The 18,011-nt window shown below is 64.8% G+C and carries 14 protein-coding genes; 12 read left to right on the plus strand and 2 right to left on the minus strand.

Annotated elements, in window-relative coordinates:
* Window positions 1-6: 6 nt before the first annotated feature.
* Both AC097O_RS17720 and AC097O_RS17725 read left to right on the plus strand, forming a co-directional pair.
* On the plus strand, window positions 7-966 hold the full coding sequence (locus AC097O_RS17720) for a sigma-70 family RNA polymerase sigma factor (protein WP_479594222.1): 960 nt from the start codon (window positions 7-9) through the stop codon (window positions 964-966).
* Window positions 966-1,523 carry a YceB family lipoprotein gene (locus AC097O_RS17725; protein WP_479594223.1) on the plus strand — a complete coding sequence of 186 codons (558 nt, stop codon included), beginning with the start codon at window positions 966-968 and terminating at the stop codon, window positions 1,521-1,523. Before AC097O_RS17720 ends, AC097O_RS17725 begins: the two co-directional genes overlap by 1 nt.
* Before the next feature lie 79 nt (window positions 1,524-1,602).
* Here the strand turns inward: AC097O_RS17725 and trxB are convergent, their stop codons facing one another.
* Window positions 1,603-2,559, minus strand: a complete 957-nt coding sequence (gene trxB, locus AC097O_RS17730) for a thioredoxin-disulfide reductase (RefSeq protein ID WP_315190663.1) — start codon at window positions 2,557-2,559, stop codon at window positions 1,603-1,605.
* A gap of 303 nt (window positions 2,560-2,862) precedes the next feature.
* On the opposite strand from trxB, the gene AC097O_RS17735 reads away from it, so the two are divergent.
* From AC097O_RS17735 to lolA, 3 genes are read left to right on the plus strand one after another with little or no spacing between them, the layout of a single operon-like run.
* The gene (locus AC097O_RS17735) at window positions 2,863-3,537 is read left to right on the plus strand and encodes a Crp/Fnr family transcriptional regulator (protein WP_479594224.1); all 675 of its coding nucleotides are present in this window, start codon (window positions 2,863-2,865) and stop codon (window positions 3,535-3,537) included.
* A gap of 44 nt (window positions 3,538-3,581) precedes the next feature.
* On the plus strand, window positions 3,582-5,912 hold the full coding sequence (locus tag AC097O_RS17740; RefSeq protein WP_479594225.1) for a DNA translocase FtsK: 2,331 nt from the start codon (window positions 3,582-3,584) through the stop codon (window positions 5,910-5,912).
* A 5-nt stretch (window positions 5,913-5,917) separates the two neighbouring features.
* On the plus strand, window positions 5,918-6,562 hold the full coding sequence (gene lolA, locus AC097O_RS17745; protein ID WP_479594226.1) for an outer membrane lipoprotein periplasmic chaperone LolA: 645 nt from the start codon (window positions 5,918-5,920) through the stop codon (window positions 6,560-6,562).
* A 66-nt stretch (window positions 6,563-6,628) separates the two neighbouring features.
* On the opposite strand, the gene AC097O_RS17750 is transcribed toward lolA, so the two are convergent.
* Window positions 6,629-7,837: an HD-GYP domain-containing protein gene (locus AC097O_RS17750; RefSeq protein ID WP_479594227.1), complete on the minus strand. Its 1,209-nt coding sequence runs from the start codon at window positions 7,835-7,837 to the stop codon at window positions 6,629-6,631.
* Window positions 7,838-7,902: 65 nt separating this feature from the next.
* On the opposite strand from AC097O_RS17750, the gene AC097O_RS17755 reads away from it, so the two are divergent.
* The 7 genes from AC097O_RS17755 (at window position 7,903) to AC097O_RS17785 (ending at window position 17,990) form a co-directional block, all read left to right on the plus strand.
* On the plus strand, window positions 7,903-9,204 hold the full coding sequence (locus AC097O_RS17755) for a replication-associated recombination protein A (protein ID WP_479594228.1): 1,302 nt from the start codon (window positions 7,903-7,905) through the stop codon (window positions 9,202-9,204).
* Between the two features lie 375 nt (window positions 9,205-9,579).
* Entirely contained in the window at window positions 9,580-10,509 is a 930-nt protein-coding gene (locus tag AC097O_RS17760) for a branched-chain amino acid ABC transporter permease (protein WP_315190678.1), read from the plus strand.
* Between the two features lie 13 nt (window positions 10,510-10,522).
* The gene (locus AC097O_RS17765; RefSeq protein ID WP_479594229.1) at window positions 10,523-11,596 is read left to right on the plus strand and encodes an ABC transporter permease subunit; all 1,074 of its coding nucleotides are present in this window, start codon (window positions 10,523-10,525) and stop codon (window positions 11,594-11,596) included.
* Between the two features lie 9 nt (window positions 11,597-11,605).
* Entirely contained in the window at window positions 11,606-12,391 is a 786-nt protein-coding gene (locus tag AC097O_RS17770; RefSeq protein ID WP_479594230.1) for an ABC transporter ATP-binding protein, read from the plus strand.
* 1 nt (window position 12,392) lies between these two features.
* Complete coding sequence (locus AC097O_RS17775) at window positions 12,393-13,142, plus strand: ABC transporter ATP-binding protein (protein ID WP_479594231.1); 750 nt, start codon at window positions 12,393-12,395, stop codon at window positions 13,140-13,142.
* A 118-nt stretch (window positions 13,143-13,260) separates the two neighbouring features.
* The gene (locus AC097O_RS17780; RefSeq protein WP_479594232.1) at window positions 13,261-14,547 is read left to right on the plus strand and encodes a metallophosphoesterase family protein; all 1,287 of its coding nucleotides are present in this window, start codon (window positions 13,261-13,263) and stop codon (window positions 14,545-14,547) included.
* The gene (locus tag AC097O_RS17785; protein WP_479594233.1) at window positions 14,544-17,990 is read left to right on the plus strand and encodes an ATP-binding protein; all 3,447 of its coding nucleotides are present in this window, start codon (window positions 14,544-14,546) and stop codon (window positions 17,988-17,990) included. Before AC097O_RS17780 ends, AC097O_RS17785 begins: the two co-directional genes overlap by 4 nt.
* Window positions 17,991-18,011 lie beyond the last annotated feature (21 nt).

An 18,011-nucleotide genomic window follows, 5' to 3' on the forward strand; every position in this document is an offset into this window, starting at 1 on the left:
CACCGTATGAAAACCCCCCACGTGCCCGGCCAAACTGTGCTCGAGGACGCGTTGGGCGAAGAAGGCGGCAGTGCCGCTGCGGCAGGCCAGGCACCCTGGCTGGCCAGTGGGGTCGATAGCCACGACACCCTCAGCATGTACCTGCGCGATGTGCGGCGTACCGAGCTGTTCACCCCCACCGAAGAATTCGACACCGCCACCCGGGCCCGTGCCGGGGATTTCGCGGCCCGCCAGGCCATGATCGAGCACAACCTGCGCCTGGTGGTCAGCATCGCCAAGCTCTACCTGGGCCGGGGCGTACCCATGGGTGACCTGATCGAAGAGGGCAACCTGGGCCTGATGCACTCCATCGACAAGTTCGAACCCGAACGCGGTTTCCGCTTCTCGACCTACGCCACCTGGTGGATCCGCCAGGCCGTGGAGCGCGCCGTGATGCAGCAAGGCCGCGTGATTCGCCTGCCGGTGCATGTGGTGCGCGAGCTGCAGCAGGTGCTGCGGGCCCGCCGCACGCTGGAGCAAGACCCGGCCTTTGCCGCCACCCGCCCCGAAGGCGTGGGGGTGGACGACATCGCCGCACTGATGGGCCGCGACCCGCACGAAGTGGCCGACCTGCTGGCCATGGCCGAGTCCCCGCGCTCGCTGGATGCGACGATGGACCGCAGCGAAGATGGCCAGACCCTGGTCGACACCCTGGCCGACGAAGATACCCCCGACCCCGCCGCCGCCACCCAAACCCACGAGGTCGAGCGCCTGATCGAAGGCTGGATTGCCACCCTGACCCGGCGCGAGCGCGAGGTGCTGGATGGCCGCTTTGGCCTGCACCAGCGCGAACCCGAAACCCTGGACACCCTGAGCGACCGCCTGGGCCTCACCCGCGAGCGGGTGCGCCAGATCCAGAACGAAGCGCTGCGCAAACTGCGTATCCAGCTGGGGCGCAGTGGCATGCACAAGGAAGCTTTATTTTGATGCAAAGAATTTGGGCTTGGCTGCTGGTTGCTGCCTTGGTGGTTGTGTCCACGGGCTGTGTCGCGCCCGGCCCGCGCACCACCGTCGTCAGCCAGGAGAAACTGCAAAGCCTGCTGGCCGCCCGCTTCCCCTACACCGGCAGGGTCGGCCCGCTGTTTGAACTGCAGGCCCAGGCGCCGCAGTTACGCTTACTGCCTGCGCAGAACCGGCTCGGCACCGCCATCCAGGTGCAGGTCACCGAGCGGCTGACGCGCACAGTCTTTACCGGCGTGCTGGATATGGATTACGCCCTGCAGTTCGAGCCCAGCGACCAGACCCTGCGCATGGCCGATGTGCACGTGAATTCGCTCAGCTTCACCGGCGTACCCGAGCGCTACCAGGCTGTAGTGCAAGGCCTGGGCCCCATGTTGGCCGAGCGCGTGCTGGACGGCGTTAGGCTGCACCAGGTCAGCGCCAAGGACATGGCGGTGGTGGATGGCTGGGGCTATGAGCCTGGCAGCATCGAGGTCACAGCCGCTGGCCTGCGCATCACGCTAAACCCGAAAAAGTCACCCTGAAGTTTTTGCTATTAAAAAAATAGCTGCTCACGCTTATTTAATAAGCGCAGGCAGCTATTTTTATGCCTGAAATTCAGGCTCAGTGCGCGCCTTGCTCCAGGAAGCGTTGCGCGTCCAGCGCGGCCATGCAGCCGGTGCCTGCGCTGGTGATGGCCTGGCGGTAGATGTGGTCTTGCACGTCACCGGCGGCAAACACGCCGGGCACGCTGGTCATGGTGGCAAAGCCTTGCAGGCCGGTGCGGGTGATGATGTAGCCGTCTTTCATCTCCAGTTGGCCCGCGAAGATGTCGGTGTTGGGCTTGTGGCCGATGGCGATGAAGCAACCCTTGAGCGGCACGTCGACCGTGGCATCGCTCTTGGTGCTTTGCAGGCGCACGCCGGTCACGCCAGAGGCATCGCCCAGCACGGTTTGCAGGGTGTGGAACAGCTTGAGCTCGATCTTGCCCGCCGCCACTTTTTCCATCAGCTTGTCCACCAAGATGGCTTCGGCCTTGAAAGTGTCGCGGCGGTGCACCAGGGTCACCTTGGCGGCGATGTTGGACAAATACAGGGCTTCTTCCACCGCCGTATTGCCGCCGCCCACCACGCACACATCTTGCTCGCGGTAGAAAAAGCCGTCGCAGGTGGCGCAGCCCGACACGCCCCGGCCCATGAAGGCGGTTTCCGACTCCAGGCCCAGGTACTGCGCCGAGGCACCGGTGGCCAGGATGAGTGCGTCACAGGTGTAGGTGCCGCTGTCGCCGGTGAGGGTGAAGGGGCGCTGGCTGAAATCCACCGTGTGGATGTGGTCGAAGATGATTTCGGTCTTGAAGCGCTCGGCGTGCTCCTGGAAGCGCTGCATCAGCTCGGGGCCTTGCACGCCCATCACGTCGGCAGGCCAGTTGTCGACTTCGGTGGTGGTCATCAGCTGTCCGCCTTGCGCAATGCCGGTGATCAGCACCGGGTTCAGGTTGGCACGGGCGGCGTAGATGGCGGCGGTGTAGCCCGCAGGGCCGGAGCCTAAAACCAGTACCTTGGCGTGTTTATTGTTCGACATGGATAAAAAACCTGTAGTGAAAAAGAGAAAGGGGCGTGTACAGTTTGCTACTTGTTACAAAATATCAAGTGGATGCTATCCGCTGGGCCGCGATACTTTTTAAACAGGACTTACGCAAGTTCTCCCTGTATGCCCGAAGGGCGGTACAGGGGGCGCTGCGTAAATCCTATTGAATATTGCACAAAATCCGGCCAGTAGGTTTTGCCCGTTGGCGTCGGTTGCTGCGTAAGCCATGTTTTGAAATTTTGCCCCAGATTGTAAGAACCCACGGTCTGCAGGGCTCTCACGCAAAAGGAAATGACCATGTCGATGCTGTCCAACATAGAGCTCTTGTTGCGCGTGCCCCTGTTCTCCAGCATGACCGCTGAACAAGCCGACGTAGTGGCCAAGGCCGTCACCAAGCAACGCTTCAAGCGGGCCGAGATCATTGTCGAGCAGGGCCGCAAGTCCAATGCCTTGTTTATCGTGCTCAGTGGCCGGGCCCGGGTGCTGACCACCGACAGCCGGGGCCGTGAAGTCATCCTGGCAACCCTGCAGGTGGGCGACTACGTGGGCGAAATGAGCCTGATCGACAACGAACCCCATTCGGCCACGGTGCAAACCGAGATGCCCACCGACTGCCTGGTGCTGGGCCGCGCCGAGTTTGAGCACTGCCTGGACAGCAACACCGCCATGGCACGCGCGGTGATGTCTGGCCTGGTCAAACGCCTGCGCCGCGCCGACCAGAAGATCGAGTCCCTGGCCCTGATGGACGTGTATGGTCGCGTGGCCCACGTGCTGCTGGAAGCCGCCACGCCCAATGCCGATGGCCAGATGGTGATCCGCGACAAGATCTCACGCCAGGACGTGGCCAAGATGGTCGGTGCCTCGCGCGAAATGGTCAGCCGGGTGATGAAAGACCTGGAAGAGCGCGGCTACATCCATGGCCACGACAACGGATCCACCCACATCCGCTCGGTGCTGGGCTCGCTGACCTGATCGGTCTGTGCATGGGGTAAGCTTGGCGCAGACTCTTTCTGCCCATGACTTACTCCCTCAACACTCTCAATTCATCCGGACCGGTGGTGTCACCGATGCGCACCGGCATCAACCGCTTCGCGCGCGAAATTGGCCTGATCCTGGGGCTGCTGGCTCTGGTGTTCTGGTGCATGGCCCTGTTGGGTTTTTCTTTGCAGGACGCCGCCTGGTCTACCTCGGGCCAGGGCGCTTTGGTGCACAACTGGGCCGGTCGCCTGGGCGCGTGGATCGCCGACCTGAGCTACTTCAGCCTGGGCTTTTCGGTCTGGTGGTGCCTGGCCGCCGGTGCCAGGGCCTGGCTTGCCGGTCTGGCCGACTGGATGCGCGCCCACGCCCCGGACGACAAACCCCGGCCCAGCGGCCATTTTGTAGGCTCTGCCTGGGGTTTCTGGCTCGGGCTGGTCTTGCTGTTGTGTGCCAGCAGCGCGCTGGAATGGTCGCGCCTGTACCGCCTGGCACCCTTGCTGCCGGGCGATGTGGGCGGGGTGCTGGGTTATGTGGTGGGGCCATTTGGCGTGAAATGGCTGGGCTTTACCGGGTCCGGCCTGGTGTGGATTGCGCTGGGCGTGATTGGCGTGTCGGCCGTGTTCCGCTTCTCCTGGAGCCATGTGGCCGAGCGGCTGGGGGCCTGGGCCTATTCGCTGGTCGAAACGCGGCGCGAGAAGCGTGTGGTGGCCGAAGACCTGGCGGTGGGCAAGGTGGCCGCCAAAAAACGCGAAGCCGTGGTGCGTGAAGAGCGGGTGGAAATTGCCGCCCACCACCCCACGCCGGTGATGATCGAGCCCACCCTGGCCGACCCACCCAAGAGCGCCCGCGTCATCAAAGAGCGCCAGAAGCCGCTGTTCAGCGAGTTGCCAGATACCAAGCTGCCGCAGGTGGACCTGCTCGACGGCCCGCAGCTGCACCAGGAAACCGTGGCCCACGAGACGCTGGAGATGACCAGCCGCATGATCGAGAAGAAGCTCAAAGACTTTGGCGTAGAGGTCAAAGTGGTGCTGGCATCGCCTGGCCCGGTGATTACCCGGTATGAAATTGAGCCTGCCACGGGGGTTAAAGGCTCACAGATCGTCGGTTTGGCCAAGGATTTGGCGCGCAGTTTGAGCCTGGTGTCCATCCGCGTGGTGGAAACCATTCCGGGCAAAAACTACATGGCGCTGGAGCTGCCCAATGCCAAGCGCCAGTCCATCACCCTGTCGGAAATTCTCGGTTCGCAGGTCTACCACGAGGCCAAGTCGCTGCTGACCATGGGCCTTGGCAAGGACATCATCGGCAACCCGGTGGTGGTGGATCTGGCCAAGATGCCCCACGTGCTGGTGGCCGGTACCACCGGCTCGGGCAAGTCGGTGGGCATCAACGCCATGATTTTGAGCCTGCTGTACAAGGCCGAAGCCCGCGACGTGCGGCTGCTGATGATCGACCCCAAGATGCTGGAAATGTCGGTCTATGAAGGCATCCCGCACCTGCTGGCCCCGGTGGTCACCGACATGCGCCAGGCGGCCCACGGCCTGACCTGGTGCGTGGCCGAGATGGAGCGCCGCTACAAGCTGCTGAGCAAGCTGGGCGTGCGCAACCTGGCCGGCTACAACGCCAAGATCGACGAAGCCAAGGCGCGCGAAGAGTTCATCTACAACCCGTTCAGCCTCACGCCCGACAGCCCCGAGCCCTTGAAGCGCGAGCCACATATCGTGGTGGTCATCGACGAGCTGGCCGACTTGATGATGGTGGTCGGCAAGAAGATCGAAGAGCTGATTGCCCGCCTGGCCCAAAAAGCCCGGGCCGCCGGTATCCACCTGATTCTGGCCACCCAGCGCCCCAGCGTGGACGTGATCACCGGCCTGATCAAGGCCAATATCCCCACCCGCATCTCCTTCAAGGTCAGCAGCAAGATCGACAGCCGCACCATCCTGGACCAGATGGGGGCCGAAGCCCTGCTGGGCCTGGGCGACATGCTCTACATGCCCGGCAGCGGCATGCCGACGCGGGTGCACGGTGCCTTTGTCAGCGACGAAGAGGTCCACCGCGTTGTAAGTTACTTGAAGACCCAGGGCGAGCCCGACTACATCGAAGGCGTGCTGGAAGGCGGCACGGTCGATGGCGAAGACGGGGAGGGCGGTGAAGGTGGCGAGAGCAGCGGCGAAAAAGACCCGATGTACGACATGGCCGTGGAAGTGGTGCTGAAAAACCGCAAGGCCAGCATCTCCCTGGTACAGCGGCATTTGAAGATTGGCTACAACCGCGCCGCTCGTCTGGTGGAAGACATGGAAAAAGCCGGTTTGGTCAGCGCCATGAGCGGTGCCGGCCAACGTGAAATCCTAGTGCCTGCAAGGGCAGAATGAGTGGAATGAAAAAACTGATTGCTACTTTTTTTATAGCTGCTTGCGCCGGTGTGGCAAGCGCAGACGGCCTGGAAAGCTTGGAAAACTTCGTCAAGACGGTGAAGTCTGGCCGCGCCGATTTCACCCAGGTGGTGACCTCGCCACCCAAGGAGGGGCAGGCGGCGCGCGTCAAAACCTCCACCGGCAGCTTTGAATTCCAGCGGCCCAGCAAATTCAAGTTTCTGTACAAAAAGCCGTTCGAGCAAAGCATCGTGGCCGACGGCCAGACCCTGTGGCTGTATGACGTGGACCTGAACCAAGTCACTTCGCGCAAACAGTCTGCGGTGCTGGGCTCCACCCCCGCCGCGCTGATTGCCGCTGCGCCCAATCTGCAGGCCTTGCAGGCCGATTTCACCCTGCTGGCCGCGCCCGACAAAGACGGCCTGCAGTGGGTGTTGGCCACGCCCAAGGCCAAAGACGGCCAGTTGCAAACCGTGCGCGTGGGCTTCAAAGCCGATGGCAACACCACCGAGCTGGCCGCGCTGGAGATTCTGGACAGCTTTGGCCAGCGCTCGGTGATGACCTTTGCCAAGGTGGAGGTGAATCCGGCACTGGCGGCAGACAGCTTCCAGTTCAAGCCGCCAGCGGGCGCGGATGTGGTGAAACAATAAGTCTTTTAGCCTGCCACCGCTTTCCGAATAAGCGTTGGCAGCTATGCAATGCATAGCGGTTGTATGCTAAGCCGCTGGAATAACCTTCATCACCGCCTTCTGCACCCGCTCGTGGCTGATCCTGACGTTGTCGGCGGCCACCGGGGACTGGATGGCAAACGGCTTTTCGCGGGTGTCGCGCAGCACGTAAATGCCCAGGGGCAGGCCCTGGGCATTGGCCACGCTGACCACCAGCGGGGTGTTGACGGCCGCGCCTTTTTTGACGCTGACGGCTTTTTCGCCATTGGCCAGCAGCACATAGGTTCCTGGCGGGTAGAAGCCGATGGCGGTGGTCATGGCCTTGCCGACGCGGGCATCTTCGTCCGGCACGCCCACGATATTGGACTTGGCCGCGCCCAGCGCCGACAGGCCGGGCCGGGTGGAGCGATGCGCCATCTTGCCGATCAGCACATCGGCCAGGTGCAGGATGCGGCGGCATTCCCGGTTGCGCTCCAGGCCTTTGGTGTCATCCCGGTCGTGGTGCAAGCCTACGATGTCCAGCAGGTCTTCATTGACCACGCCAAAGCCGCGCAGAATCGACTCGCTCAGCGCCGGGTGGTCCTGGATCAGCTGTTTTTGCTCGGCATCGGGCGGGGTGGGCTGGGTGGCCAGGGTGTCTTGCAGTTTGGCCATGCCGATGTTCATGGTCAGGGCGGCCTGCACCAGGACGGGGCGCACACAGTCGTCCAGCCCCAGCTTGCGGGCCGTCAGCTCGCACACCACCGCACACAGCAGGGCGTGGGTGGCGCAGTAACCCAGGGTTTTGTCGGCCAGCGCCTGGAACAGGCCAAACAGGCTGTCGTCTGCGTCTTTGTCCAGCAGCTCCATGGCGCGCTTTTGCACGCCGTCGAGCCGACCCAGCGGGTTTTTGGCGCTGGCACCGGTTTGCAGCACCGTGCCCCAGACGGCTTGCACATCGGTCCAGCCGCCGGTGATGTTTTCGCCCACTGTGTAGTCCAGCTCCAGAATATCTTGCGGCATGGTGGCCTTGGCAATTTCCTGGATGCTGACCCCGTCGCGCAGCAGGGCGTAGATCAGGCGGTCGTAGCTGCTGACCCAGGCTTTGTAGTCGGGCTGGGTGGCGCAGGCCCCGTGGGCTTCCAGGTGTTCGCGGTGGTGCTCGGACACAATCGCTTGCCCTTTGCGCAGCAGCAGGTTGCCTTTGGCATCCCAGATGTTGATGGGCAGGGGGCGCAGTATCTCGATGCGGGAAACGGGGACGGGGACGTAATGCATGGTGCGGGGAGGATAAGCCACCGCCCACCCATTTCGCGGCAGGGCCGCATGGGAGAATCCCTTTCATGACCCGTACTGCCTTGTCTACCGATGCCCCTTTGGCCGAGCGCTTGCGTCCCAAAAACCTGGGCGAAGTCATCGGCCAGCAGCATCTGCTGGGCGAGGGCATGGCGCTGCGTATCGCATTTGAGTCGGGCCAGCCGCACAGCTGCATCCTGTGGGGGCCGCCGGGCACCGGCAAAACCACCATCGCCCGGCTGATGGCCGATGCGTTTGACGCGCGCTTCATCACCATCAGCGCGGTGCTGGGCGGCGTGAAGGACATCCGCGACGCGGTGGAGCAGGCGCTGATCTCCCAGGCCCAGGGTCGCCGCACGATTGTGTTTGTGGACGAAGTGCACCGCTTCAACAAGAGCCAGCAAGACGCGTTTTTGCCGCATGTGGAAAGCGGGCTGTTCACCTTTGTCGGGGCCACCACCGAGAACCCGTCGTTCGAGGTCAATTCGGCGCTGTTGTCGCGTGCGGCGGTGTACGTGCTGCAGCCGCTCACCTCTGCAGATTTAGAGCAAATAGTGGCCCACGCGCAGGCTATTCAAGCGGTACCAGCTATCGAAAAAATAGCGGTAGACCGCTTGGTGGCCTATGCCGACGGCGATGCCCGGCGGCTGCTGAACACGCTGGAGACCCTGGCCGTGGCCGCCACGCAGGAGAAGCAGGCCGAGATCAGCGATGTCTGGCTGCTCAAGGTGCTGGGCGAGCGTATGCGCCGTTACGACAAGGGCGGCGAGCAGTTCTATGACACCATCAGCGCGCTGCACAAATCCGTGCGTGGCTCCGACCCGGACGCGGCGCTGTACTGGTTTGTGCGCATGCTAGACGGCGGGGCCGACCCGCGCTACATGGCCCGCCGCCTGGTGCGCATGGCCAGCGAAGACATCGGCCTGGCCGACCCCCGGGCGCTGCGCCTGGCGCTGGATGCCGCCGACGTGTACGAACGCCTGGGCTCTCCCGAGGGCGAGCTGGCGCTGGCCGAATGCGTGGTCTACCTGGCGGTGGCGGCCAAATCCAACGCGGTCTACAAGGCCTTTAACGAGGTGAAGGCTTTCATCAAGAAGGACGGCACCCGCCCGGTGCCCATGCACCTGCGCAATGCGCCCACCAAGCTGATGAAAGAGTTGGACTACGGCAAGGGCTACCGCTACGCGCACGACGAGGAGGGCGGCTTTGCCGCGGGCGAGCAGTACCTGCCCGACGGCATGGCGGCGGCCAGCTTCTACCGGCCCGTAGAGCGCGGCCTGGAGATCCGCATCGCGGAGAAGCTGCGCACCTTGAAGCGCCTGAACGCGGCAGAAGGCAAAACCTCCTGATTTCAAGGCGGGGACTCACCCACTTTGCAAGCGGTATGTCCGATAAGTTAGGCGCGTTGATGCATTTGCATAATCAGATTCTCTAATACTTTGGCAAACGCGCTAATCCCTGCGGTTTCGAGGGTAAACACGCCCTAATCCCTTTGTTTTGGCCCGTTTCGTGCTGGATACAATCCGCCACAGAACCCGCACCAAGTTGGACACGACTTGCGCGGCACCCGCAAACCAGGCCCCCGGCCCGCTCTGCGAGCGCTGCACAAGTCCATCGAAATTGGCGGGTTTTTTGTTAAGTTGCGGGGCCCACAAGGCCGCCCACCATCCTGGATGGTGGGCACCGGCAGCCTGTGGATGCACAACACACACGGAGAAATATTTATGGATATCTTGCTACAGCAGATCATCAACGGTCTGGTGCTGGGCAGCATGTATGCCTTGGTAGCCCTGGGCTACACGATGGTGTACGGCATCATTAACCTGATCAACTTTGCGCACGGCGAGGTGCTGATGGTCGGCGCGCTGACCAGTTGGACCATCATCGGCCTCATGCAGGAAGGCATGCCCGGCACCCCCGGCTGGCTGATCCTGCTGATATCGCTGGTGATTGCCTGCATCGTCTCGGCCACGCTGAACTTCGTGATTGAAAAAGTCGCCTACCGGCCGCTGCGCAACAGCCCCAAACTGGCCCCCCTGATCACCGCCATCGGCATGTCCATCCTGCTGCAGACCCTGGCCATGATCATCTGGAAGCCCAACTACAAACCCTACCCCACGCTGCTGCCCGCCGTGCCGTACAACATCGGTGGCGCGGTGATCACCCCCACGCAGATCCTGATCCTGGGCCTGACCGCCGTGTCCCTGGCCGTGCTGATGTGGCTGGTCAATTACACCAAGCTGGGCCGCGCGATGCGGGCTACCGCCGAGAACCCTCGCGTGGCGGCTCTGATGGGTGTCAAGCCCGACATGGTGATTTCGGCCACCTTCGTCATCGGCGCGGTGCTGGCTGCCATTGCCGGTGTGATGTACGCCTCCAACTACGGCACGGTGCAGCACACCATGGGCTTCCTGCCCGGCCTGAAGGCCTTTACGGCAGCGGTGTTTGGCGGCATTGGCAACCTGGGCGGTGCGGTGGTCGGCGGCATCTTGCTGGGCCTGATCGAGTCCATCGGCGCGGGCTACATCGGCCAGCTGACCGGCGGCGTACTGGGCAGCCACTACTCGGATATTTTTGCCTTCATCGTGCTGATCATCGTGCTCACGCTGCGTCCTTCGGGCCTGCTGGGTGAACGTGTGGCCGACCGGGCTTAATGGGAGCAACACCATGAAAATGAATAGAACCAACCTCATCATCGGTGCCGTCCTGGCGCTGATCCTCCCGCTGGTGCTGCAAAGCTTCGGCAACGCCTGGGTGCGTATCGCCGACATGGCGCTGATCTACGTGATGCTGGCCCTGGGCCTGAACATCGTGGTGGGCTTTGCCGGCCTGCTCGACTTGGGCTATGTGGCCTTCTTTGCCGTGGGTGCCTACACCTACGGCCTGATGGCTTCGCCCCAACTGACCGATGCCTTCCCCGCCATTGCCGCCATGTTCCCCGAGGGGCTGCACATGCCGCTGTGGCTGATCCTGCCGGTGGGGGCGGCGGTGGCCGGGCTTTTCGGCATGCTGCTGGGCGCGCCCACCCTCAAGCTGCGCGGTGACTACCTGGCCATCGTGACCCTGGGGTTCGGCGAAATCATCCGGGTGTTTTTGAACAACCTGGACCACCCCGTCAACATCACCAACGGCCCCAAGGGCCTGAACCAGATCGACTCGCTGAAGTTCTTCGGCATCGACCTGGGCCGCCCGTTGACCATCGGCAGCTTCGAGATCGCGTCGGTCAGCCTGTACTACTACCTGTTCCTGGTGCTGGTGGTGGTCAGCGTGGTGATCTGCCACCGCATGGAGCTGTCCCGCGTGGGCCGCGCCTGGATGGCCATCCGCGAAGACGAAATCGCCGCCAAGGCCATGGGCATCAACACCCGCAACATGAAACTGCTGGCGTTTGGCGCCGGTGCCACGTTCGGCGGTGTCTCGGGCACGCTGTTTGCGGCGTTCCAGGGCTTTGTGTCGCCCGAATCCTTCAGCCTGATGGAGTCGGTGATGATTGTGGCCATGGTGGTGTTGGGTGGTATTGGCCACTTGCCCGGCGTGATTTTGGGCGCTGTGCTGCTGTCGGCCCTGCCCGAAGTGCTGCGCTATCTGGCGGGCCCGCTGCAGGCCATGACCGGCGGTCGCCTGGACTCGGCCATCCTGCGCCAATTGCTGATTGCGGTGGCCATGATCGTCATCATGCTGATGCGCCCACGCGGACTCTGGCCCTCGCCCGAGCACGGTAAATCGCTCAAGGCCAAGTAAGGAACACCCATGACAGACAGCAAAAAATCCGAAGTGATCCTGCAAGTTGCGGGCATTTCCAAGCGTTTCGGCGGCCTGCAGGCCCTGAGCGACGTGGGTATCACCATCCAGCGCGGCCAGGTCTACGGCCTGATCGGCCCCAACGGTGCCGGTAAAACCACGTTCTTCAACGTGATCACCGGCCTGTACACGCCCGACAGCGGCAGCTTCCAGTTGGCGGGCAAGCCGTATTCGCCCACCGCCGTCCACGAAGTGGCCAAGGCCGGCATTGCGCGCACCTTCCAGAACATCCGTTTGTTCGCCGAAATGACCGCGCTCGAGAACGTCATGGTGGGCCGCCACATCCGCACCCATACCGGGCTGCTGGGCGCCATCTTCCGTACCTCGGGCTTCAAAGCCGAAGAGCTGGCGATTGCCAAACGCGCCCAGGAACTGCTGGACTATGTGGGCATTGGCCAACTGGCCGACTTCAAGGCCCGCACCCTGAGCTACGGTGACCAGCGCCGCCTGGAAATCGCCCGCGCCCTGGCCACCGACCCCCAGCTCATCGCGCTGGACGAGCCCGCTGCCGGTATGAACATGACCGAAAAAGTCATGTTGCGCGAGCTGATCAACAAGATCCGCAACGACAATCGCACCATTTTGCTCATCGAGCACGATGTGAAGCTGATGATGGGCCTGTGCGACCGCCTGACCGTCCTCGACTACGGCAAGCAAATTGCCGAAGGCACCCCTGCCGAAGTGCAGAAAAATGAAAAAGTGATCGAGGCCTACCTAGGCACGGGAGGACATTGAGATGGCCAATACTGCGACAACCCTTAAGAAACAACCCGGCGAAGTGCTGCTCAAGGTCAGCGGCCTGAAGGTCTCGTACGGCGGCATCCAGGCCGTCAAGGGCGTGGACTTTGAAGTCCGCGAAGGCGAACTGGTCAGCCTGATCGGCTCCAACGGTGCGGGCAAAACCACCACCATGAAGGCCATCACCGGCACGCTGCCGTTTGTGGCGGGTGACATCCACTACCTGGGCAAGAGCATCAAGGGCAAGGGCGCGTGGGATCTGGTGAAAGACGGCCTGGCCATGGTGCCCGAAGGCCGTGGCGTGTTCACCCGCATGACCATCACCGAAAACCTGCAAATGGGCGCGTACATCCGCGAAGACAAGGCGGCGATTTTGGAAGACATCGAAAAGATGTTCACCATCTTCCCGCGCCTGCGCGAACGCAAGGACCAGCTGGCCGGCACCATGTCGGGCGGTGAGCAGCAAATGCTGGCCATGGGCCGCGCGCTGATGAGCCGCCCCAAGGTGCTGCTGCTCGACGAGCCGTCCATGGGCCTGTCGCCCATCATGGTCGACAAGATCTTTGAAGTGGTCAAAGACGTGTACGCCCAGGGCGTGACCGTGCTGCTGGTGGAGCAAAACGCCAGCCGCGCACTCGGCATTGCCGACCGTGGCTACGTGATGGAGTCCGGCATCGTCACCATGAGCGGCGATGCCAAGCAAATGCTGAGCGACCCCAAGGTCCGCGCCGCCTACCTGGGCGAATAAGCCCTGGGTGTGCCTCCCTCCCCCGCCGGGGGAGGGCCGGGGTGGGGGCTCTCCCACCCATCCGCTGATTTATAAGTTAAACCAGCCTCCGCCGCCCATACCACCTACACTAGCTGCTATGAATAACGTAGTAGCCACGTCATCTGCCACCCCCGGCACTTTCCGCTTCCTCCACGCCGCCGACCTGCACATCGACAGCCCGCTGCGTGGCCTGAGCCGCTATGCCGGTGCGCCGGTGGAGCGCCTGCGCAACGCCACCCGCCGCGCGCTAGAAAACCTGGTCGATCTGGCGCTGGCCGAGCGCGTGCACTTCGTGCTGCTGGCAGGCGACCTGTACGACCGCGACTGGCCCGACTTCCACACCGGCCTGTTCTTCCGCGCCCAAATGGTGCGCCTGGGCCGCGCTGGCATCCAGGTCTTTTTTGTGCAGGGCAACCACGACGCGCAGGGCACCATCACCCGCGAGCTGGTGCTGCCCGACAACGTCAAAAAGTTCTCCAGCCGCAGCGCCGAGACGGTGCATCTGCCCGACCTGGGGGTGGCCATCCACGGCCAGAGCTTCCCGCAGCGCGAGGTGCCCGAAGACCTGGTGCCGCACTACCCGGGTGCCGTGCCCGGCCAGTTCAACATCGGCCTGCTGCACACCAGCCTCACCGGGGCCAGCGGCCATGACACCTACGCGCCCACCGACATCCCCACGCTCAAAACCAGGGGCTATGACTATTGGGCACTGGGCCATGTGCACACCCGCGCGGTGGTCTGCGAATCGCCCCGCGTCGTCTTCCCCGGCAACCTACAGGGCCGCCACGCCAATGAAACTGGGCCCAAGGGCTGCGAACTCGTCACCGTGACCAATGGGCAGATGGAGGCGCGGTTTGTGCCGCTGGACGTGGTGCGCTGGCACCAGCTCAGTGTGCCGCTGGATGGCATCGACCACCTGGCCCAGGCCAGCCAGGCCATCACTGCCGCGTTGACGCAAGCCACCCTGGGCGCGGGCGACAGATTGCACGCCCTGCGCGTCCACCTCACCGGCCGCACTGCGCTGCACACCACCGAAGCCGAGCAACCCGGCACCCTGGAAGCCGCCGTGCACGCCAGCGCGCAAGACGTGGCTGGGGCCGAGCTGTGGATCGAGCAGGTGCAGCTCCAACTCAGCTCACCGGTGGATCGCGCCGCCCTGGCCCAGGGCGACGATGCCGTGGCCGAGCTGCTGCGCCTGGTGGACGAGCTGGCCGCCGACCCCGCCGCGTTGGCTGCGTGGTCCGCCAAAGCCTGTGGCGACGTGCTGCACAAACTGCCCGCCGAGGCCAAGGGTGAAGGTAACTGGGCCGATCCCGACACCTTAAAAGCCCTGCTGATGGATGCCGAATCGACCCTGCTGGCCCGCCTGGGGAGCGCGGCATGAAGCTCCAAAAACTCTACCTGTCCGCCTTCGGCCCGTTCACCGACAAGCTGCTGGATTTCAGTGCCACATCGCCCAATGCAGCGGCCCGCATCCACCTGCTCTTCGGCCCCAACGAAGCCGGTAAGTCCTCCGCCCTGCGCGCCATGGCCGACCTGCGCTTTGGCATCCCGGCGCGCAGCGCCGACAACTTTGTGCACGACGGCCCCAAGCTGCTGCTCACGGCGGTGCTGGAAGATGCCAGCGGCCAGCCGGTGGCCGTGGCCCGCCGCAAAAAGACCAAAGACCCGCTCACCCAGGCCGACCCCGCCACCGGCCTGCCGCTGGCCACGCCGGTCAGCGCCGCCGTCGCCCAGGCCCTCACCGGCGGCATGGACCGCGCCGCCTTCGAGCGCAGCTTTGGTCTGGACCACGCCCGCCTGCGCAAAGGCGGTGAAGATCTGCTCAAAGGCGAGGGCGAGCTCGGTGCCGCCCTGTTCGAAGCCAGCGCCGGGCTGCAAGGCATCAAGGCCCTGCAGGCCAGTCTGCAAGACGATGCCCGCAAATTCCTGCTGCCCAGCGCCCAGGCCGTCATCCCCGAATCCAAGCGCCTGATCGACGAATACAAATCCCTGTCCAAGGCCGCGCAGACCCGCCCCGCCGAATGGAAAGACCGCCAGCGCGCCCTGGACACCGCCACCGACCAGCACAGAGCCCTGCAAGACCAGTTGAAGGCCCTGCGCCGTCGCAGCCACACCCTGACCGAGCTGCGCGCCGTGCTACCCTTATTGCAGCAGCTCACGCTTATGCAATCAGCGCTAGAGGCCGAAAAAACCCTGAATTTATTGCCCCCGGATGCGCGCGAGCAGCGCCAGGCCGCCCAGCACAATTTGCTCACCGCTACCGAGCAGCTGGATGCCGCGCAGGCCGAGCAAACTGCCTGCGCCCAGGCCCGGCAGACCCTGGTGCTGGAGCCCGCCCTGGTCGCCCACGCCGCCGCCATCGAGCGCGTGACCCAAGCCTGCGCACTCGCCCGCCAGCAGCGCAGCGAGCAGGTGCAACTGCAGACCCTAGCCGGGCAGGGCGCCGCCGCACTGGCCGACATGGCCCGCCGCATCCATTCCGATGCGGGCCTGGACGCTGTGCTGGCCGCCACACCCGGCCCCACCGACCGCGTGGCGCTGGACGAACTGCTCGACACTGTGGCCCGCCACACCCAGGCGCTGGCCCAGCAACAAGAACGATTGGCCCAGCTGGATACGCAGTTGGCACAGACCCCGCAAGACCGCAGCCCGGTTGCCCCGGCTTTGCTGGCCGCCGTCGAGTCCGCCTTGCAACACGCCCTGGCCCTGGGCGATGCACCGCAGCGCCAAGCCGATGCGCAACGCGAGATCGATGCCCTGGACCAGCGCATCCAGCGCGCCGTGGCCGAGCTGCGCCTGCCCAACTTCGTCACTTTGCAAGCCGCCCGCCCGCTGCTGCTGGCCGACATGGCGCAGGCCGAAAAAGCCCAGACGGATGGAGCCCTGCAAGCCGAGGCCTTGCGCAAGGAAGATGCCGAGCTGCAGCGCGCGCTCAGCACCCAGCAGCACCGCCTGCAGCTACTCGCCGCCGTGGGCGAAGTCGTCACCGCCCAGAGCCTGCAAGCCGCTCGCCAGCAGCGTGATGCCCGCTGGCTAGACGTTAAGCAAGCCTACGCACCTTTCACCCTGGCCGCCTTCGAGCCCACCCAGACCGAGGCCGACCGCCAGGCCGACCTGCTGCGCGAAGGTGCCGAGCGCGCCGCCCAGGCCGCAGAATGCGCGCTGCGCATCGCCGAGGCCGACACCCGCCGCCACGCCATCGCCCAGCAGCTAGCCGATGGCAGCGCCCACGCCGCCCAGCAGCAGGCCGACTGGCTGCAGATCCTGGCCGCCGCCAACCTTCCCCCGCACCCGCCCGCCGCCCTGCGCGAATGGCAGGCCCAGCGCGCCGTGGCGGTGGAGCTGTGCGAGCGCCAGCAGCAGCTCCAGCGTGAGCAGGCCGATGCCGCCCAGGCCGTCCACACCCGCACCGAGGCACTCGCCCAGGCCCTGCACGCCGCCGGGTACGCCAGTGGCGCGCCATCGCTGCCGCAGGCCAGCGCCTGGCTGCGCGCCGCCCAGGATGCCGCTGCCCAGGCCCGCGCAGAGGCCCATCTGCGCGAGACCCTGCGGGCCGAACACGCTACGGTGCAGCGCCAGATCACCCAGCACCGCACCACCTTGGCTACCGCCGCAGCGGCGCAAACCGCCTGGGCCACCCGCCTGTTCCTGCCCGCCACCAGCAGCGCTGCCGCCACCAAGGCCCGCCTCACCGAACTGGCCGTGCTGGAAGCCGCCCACGCCGCCCAGACCCGCTGCACCCAGGCCATCGCCCAGCACCAGGCCCGCGCCGACGACGTGCAGGCCCAAGTTCAAGCGCTGGCAGCCTTGCTGGGCGAGCCCCTGCAGCAAGTGGATGACTTTGCCGATCGCCTCAGCGCCCGCCTGGCCCGCGCCCAGGCCCACGCCCTGCAAGCCACCGATGTCGAACGCCGCCTGGTCGCTGCCCAACAGCAGCACACGGCGGCCCAACAGCGCATCACCGCCAGCCAGGCCAGTCTGCAAGCCCTGTGCACCGCAGCAGGGGTGGACGACCCGTCCGCATTGCCCGAAGCCGAAGACCGCTCCGCCGCCCAGCGCGCCCTGCACGACAAAGCGCGCGATCTCGGCGCGCAACTGCGCCAGGCCACCGCCCGCCCGCTGGCCGATCTGCGCGCCGAACTCGCCGGGCGCGACGCGGTGGACATCGATGCCGAACGCAGCGCGCTGGATGCCCAGGCCACGCAACTGGAGGCCGATATCGCCAGCGCCAGCGCCACCGTCCACACCGCCCGCCAGGCGCTGGAATCCATCGACACCTCCGCCGCCGCTGCCGAGGCGCGCGAGCAGATGGAATCCGCCGTGGCCCGCCTGCGCGCCGCCGTGCCGCCCTGGATGCAGCTGCGCCTGGCCGACAGCCTGCTGCAAGAGGCCCTGAAGCGCTTTCGCGAACGCGCCCAGGCCCCCATGGTGCGGCTGGCCTCCGAGTATTTCGGCCTTATTACCGGTGGCCGTTACCCCAAGCTGGTGGTGGACACTTCCGCCGAGCGCCCCGTGCTGCAGGCCGAAGGCCAGGATGGCCGCCTGATCGGCGTGGAGGCCATGAGCGAAGGCACCGCTGACCAGCTCTACCTGGCCCTGCGCCTGGCCGCGCTGGAATTGCAACGCGGCCATGGCTCCGACATGCCCCTGGTGCTGGACGACGTACTCATGACCAGCGACGACACCCGCGCCACCCACATCTTCCAGGCCCTGGCCCGCTTCGCGAAACAAGGCCAGGTGCTGCTGTTCACCCACCACCAGCATCTCGTGCAGGTGGGGCAGGCGGCGCTGCCGAGCGGGGCGCTGGCGGTGCACCATTTATAAGAAATAGGCTGCTTGCGCTTG

It is taken from the genome of Rhodoferax sp. LS1P39 (assembly GCF_056521425.1).

Bases quoted from the DNA above. Each gene is read 5' to 3' on its own strand.
- AC097O_RS17720 (WP_479594222.1), top strand. From the start codon at position 7: ATGAAAACCCCCCACGTGCCCGGCCAAACTGTGCTCGAGGACGCGTTG.
- AC097O_RS17725 (WP_479594223.1), top strand. From the start codon at position 966: ATGCAAAGAATTTGGGCTTGGCTGCTGGTTGCTGCCTTGGTGGTTGTG.
- trxB (WP_315190663.1), bottom strand. From the start codon at position 2,559: ATGTCGAACAATAAACACGCCAAGGTACTGGTTTTAGGCTCCGGCCCT.
- AC097O_RS17735 (WP_479594224.1), top strand. From the start codon at position 2,863: ATGTCGATGCTGTCCAACATAGAGCTCTTGTTGCGCGTGCCCCTGTTC.
- AC097O_RS17740 (WP_479594225.1), top strand. From the start codon at position 3,582: ATGACTTACTCCCTCAACACTCTCAATTCATCCGGACCGGTGGTGTCA.
- lolA (WP_479594226.1), top strand. From the start codon at position 5,918: ATGAAAAAACTGATTGCTACTTTTTTTATAGCTGCTTGCGCCGGTGTG.
- AC097O_RS17750 (WP_479594227.1), bottom strand. From the start codon at position 7,837: ATGCATTACGTCCCCGTCCCCGTTTCCCGCATCGAGATACTGCGCCCC.
- AC097O_RS17755 (WP_479594228.1), top strand. From the start codon at position 7,903: ATGACCCGTACTGCCTTGTCTACCGATGCCCCTTTGGCCGAGCGCTTG.
- AC097O_RS17760 (WP_315190678.1), top strand. From the start codon at position 9,580: ATGGATATCTTGCTACAGCAGATCATCAACGGTCTGGTGCTGGGCAGC.
- AC097O_RS17765 (WP_479594229.1), top strand. From the start codon at position 10,523: ATGAAAATGAATAGAACCAACCTCATCATCGGTGCCGTCCTGGCGCTG.
- AC097O_RS17770 (WP_479594230.1), top strand. From the start codon at position 11,606: ATGACAGACAGCAAAAAATCCGAAGTGATCCTGCAAGTTGCGGGCATT.
- AC097O_RS17775 (WP_479594231.1), top strand. From the start codon at position 12,393: ATGGCCAATACTGCGACAACCCTTAAGAAACAACCCGGCGAAGTGCTG.
- AC097O_RS17780 (WP_479594232.1), top strand. From the start codon at position 13,261: ATGAATAACGTAGTAGCCACGTCATCTGCCACCCCCGGCACTTTCCGC.
- AC097O_RS17785 (WP_479594233.1), top strand. From the start codon at position 14,544: ATGAAGCTCCAAAAACTCTACCTGTCCGCCTTCGGCCCGTTCACCGAC.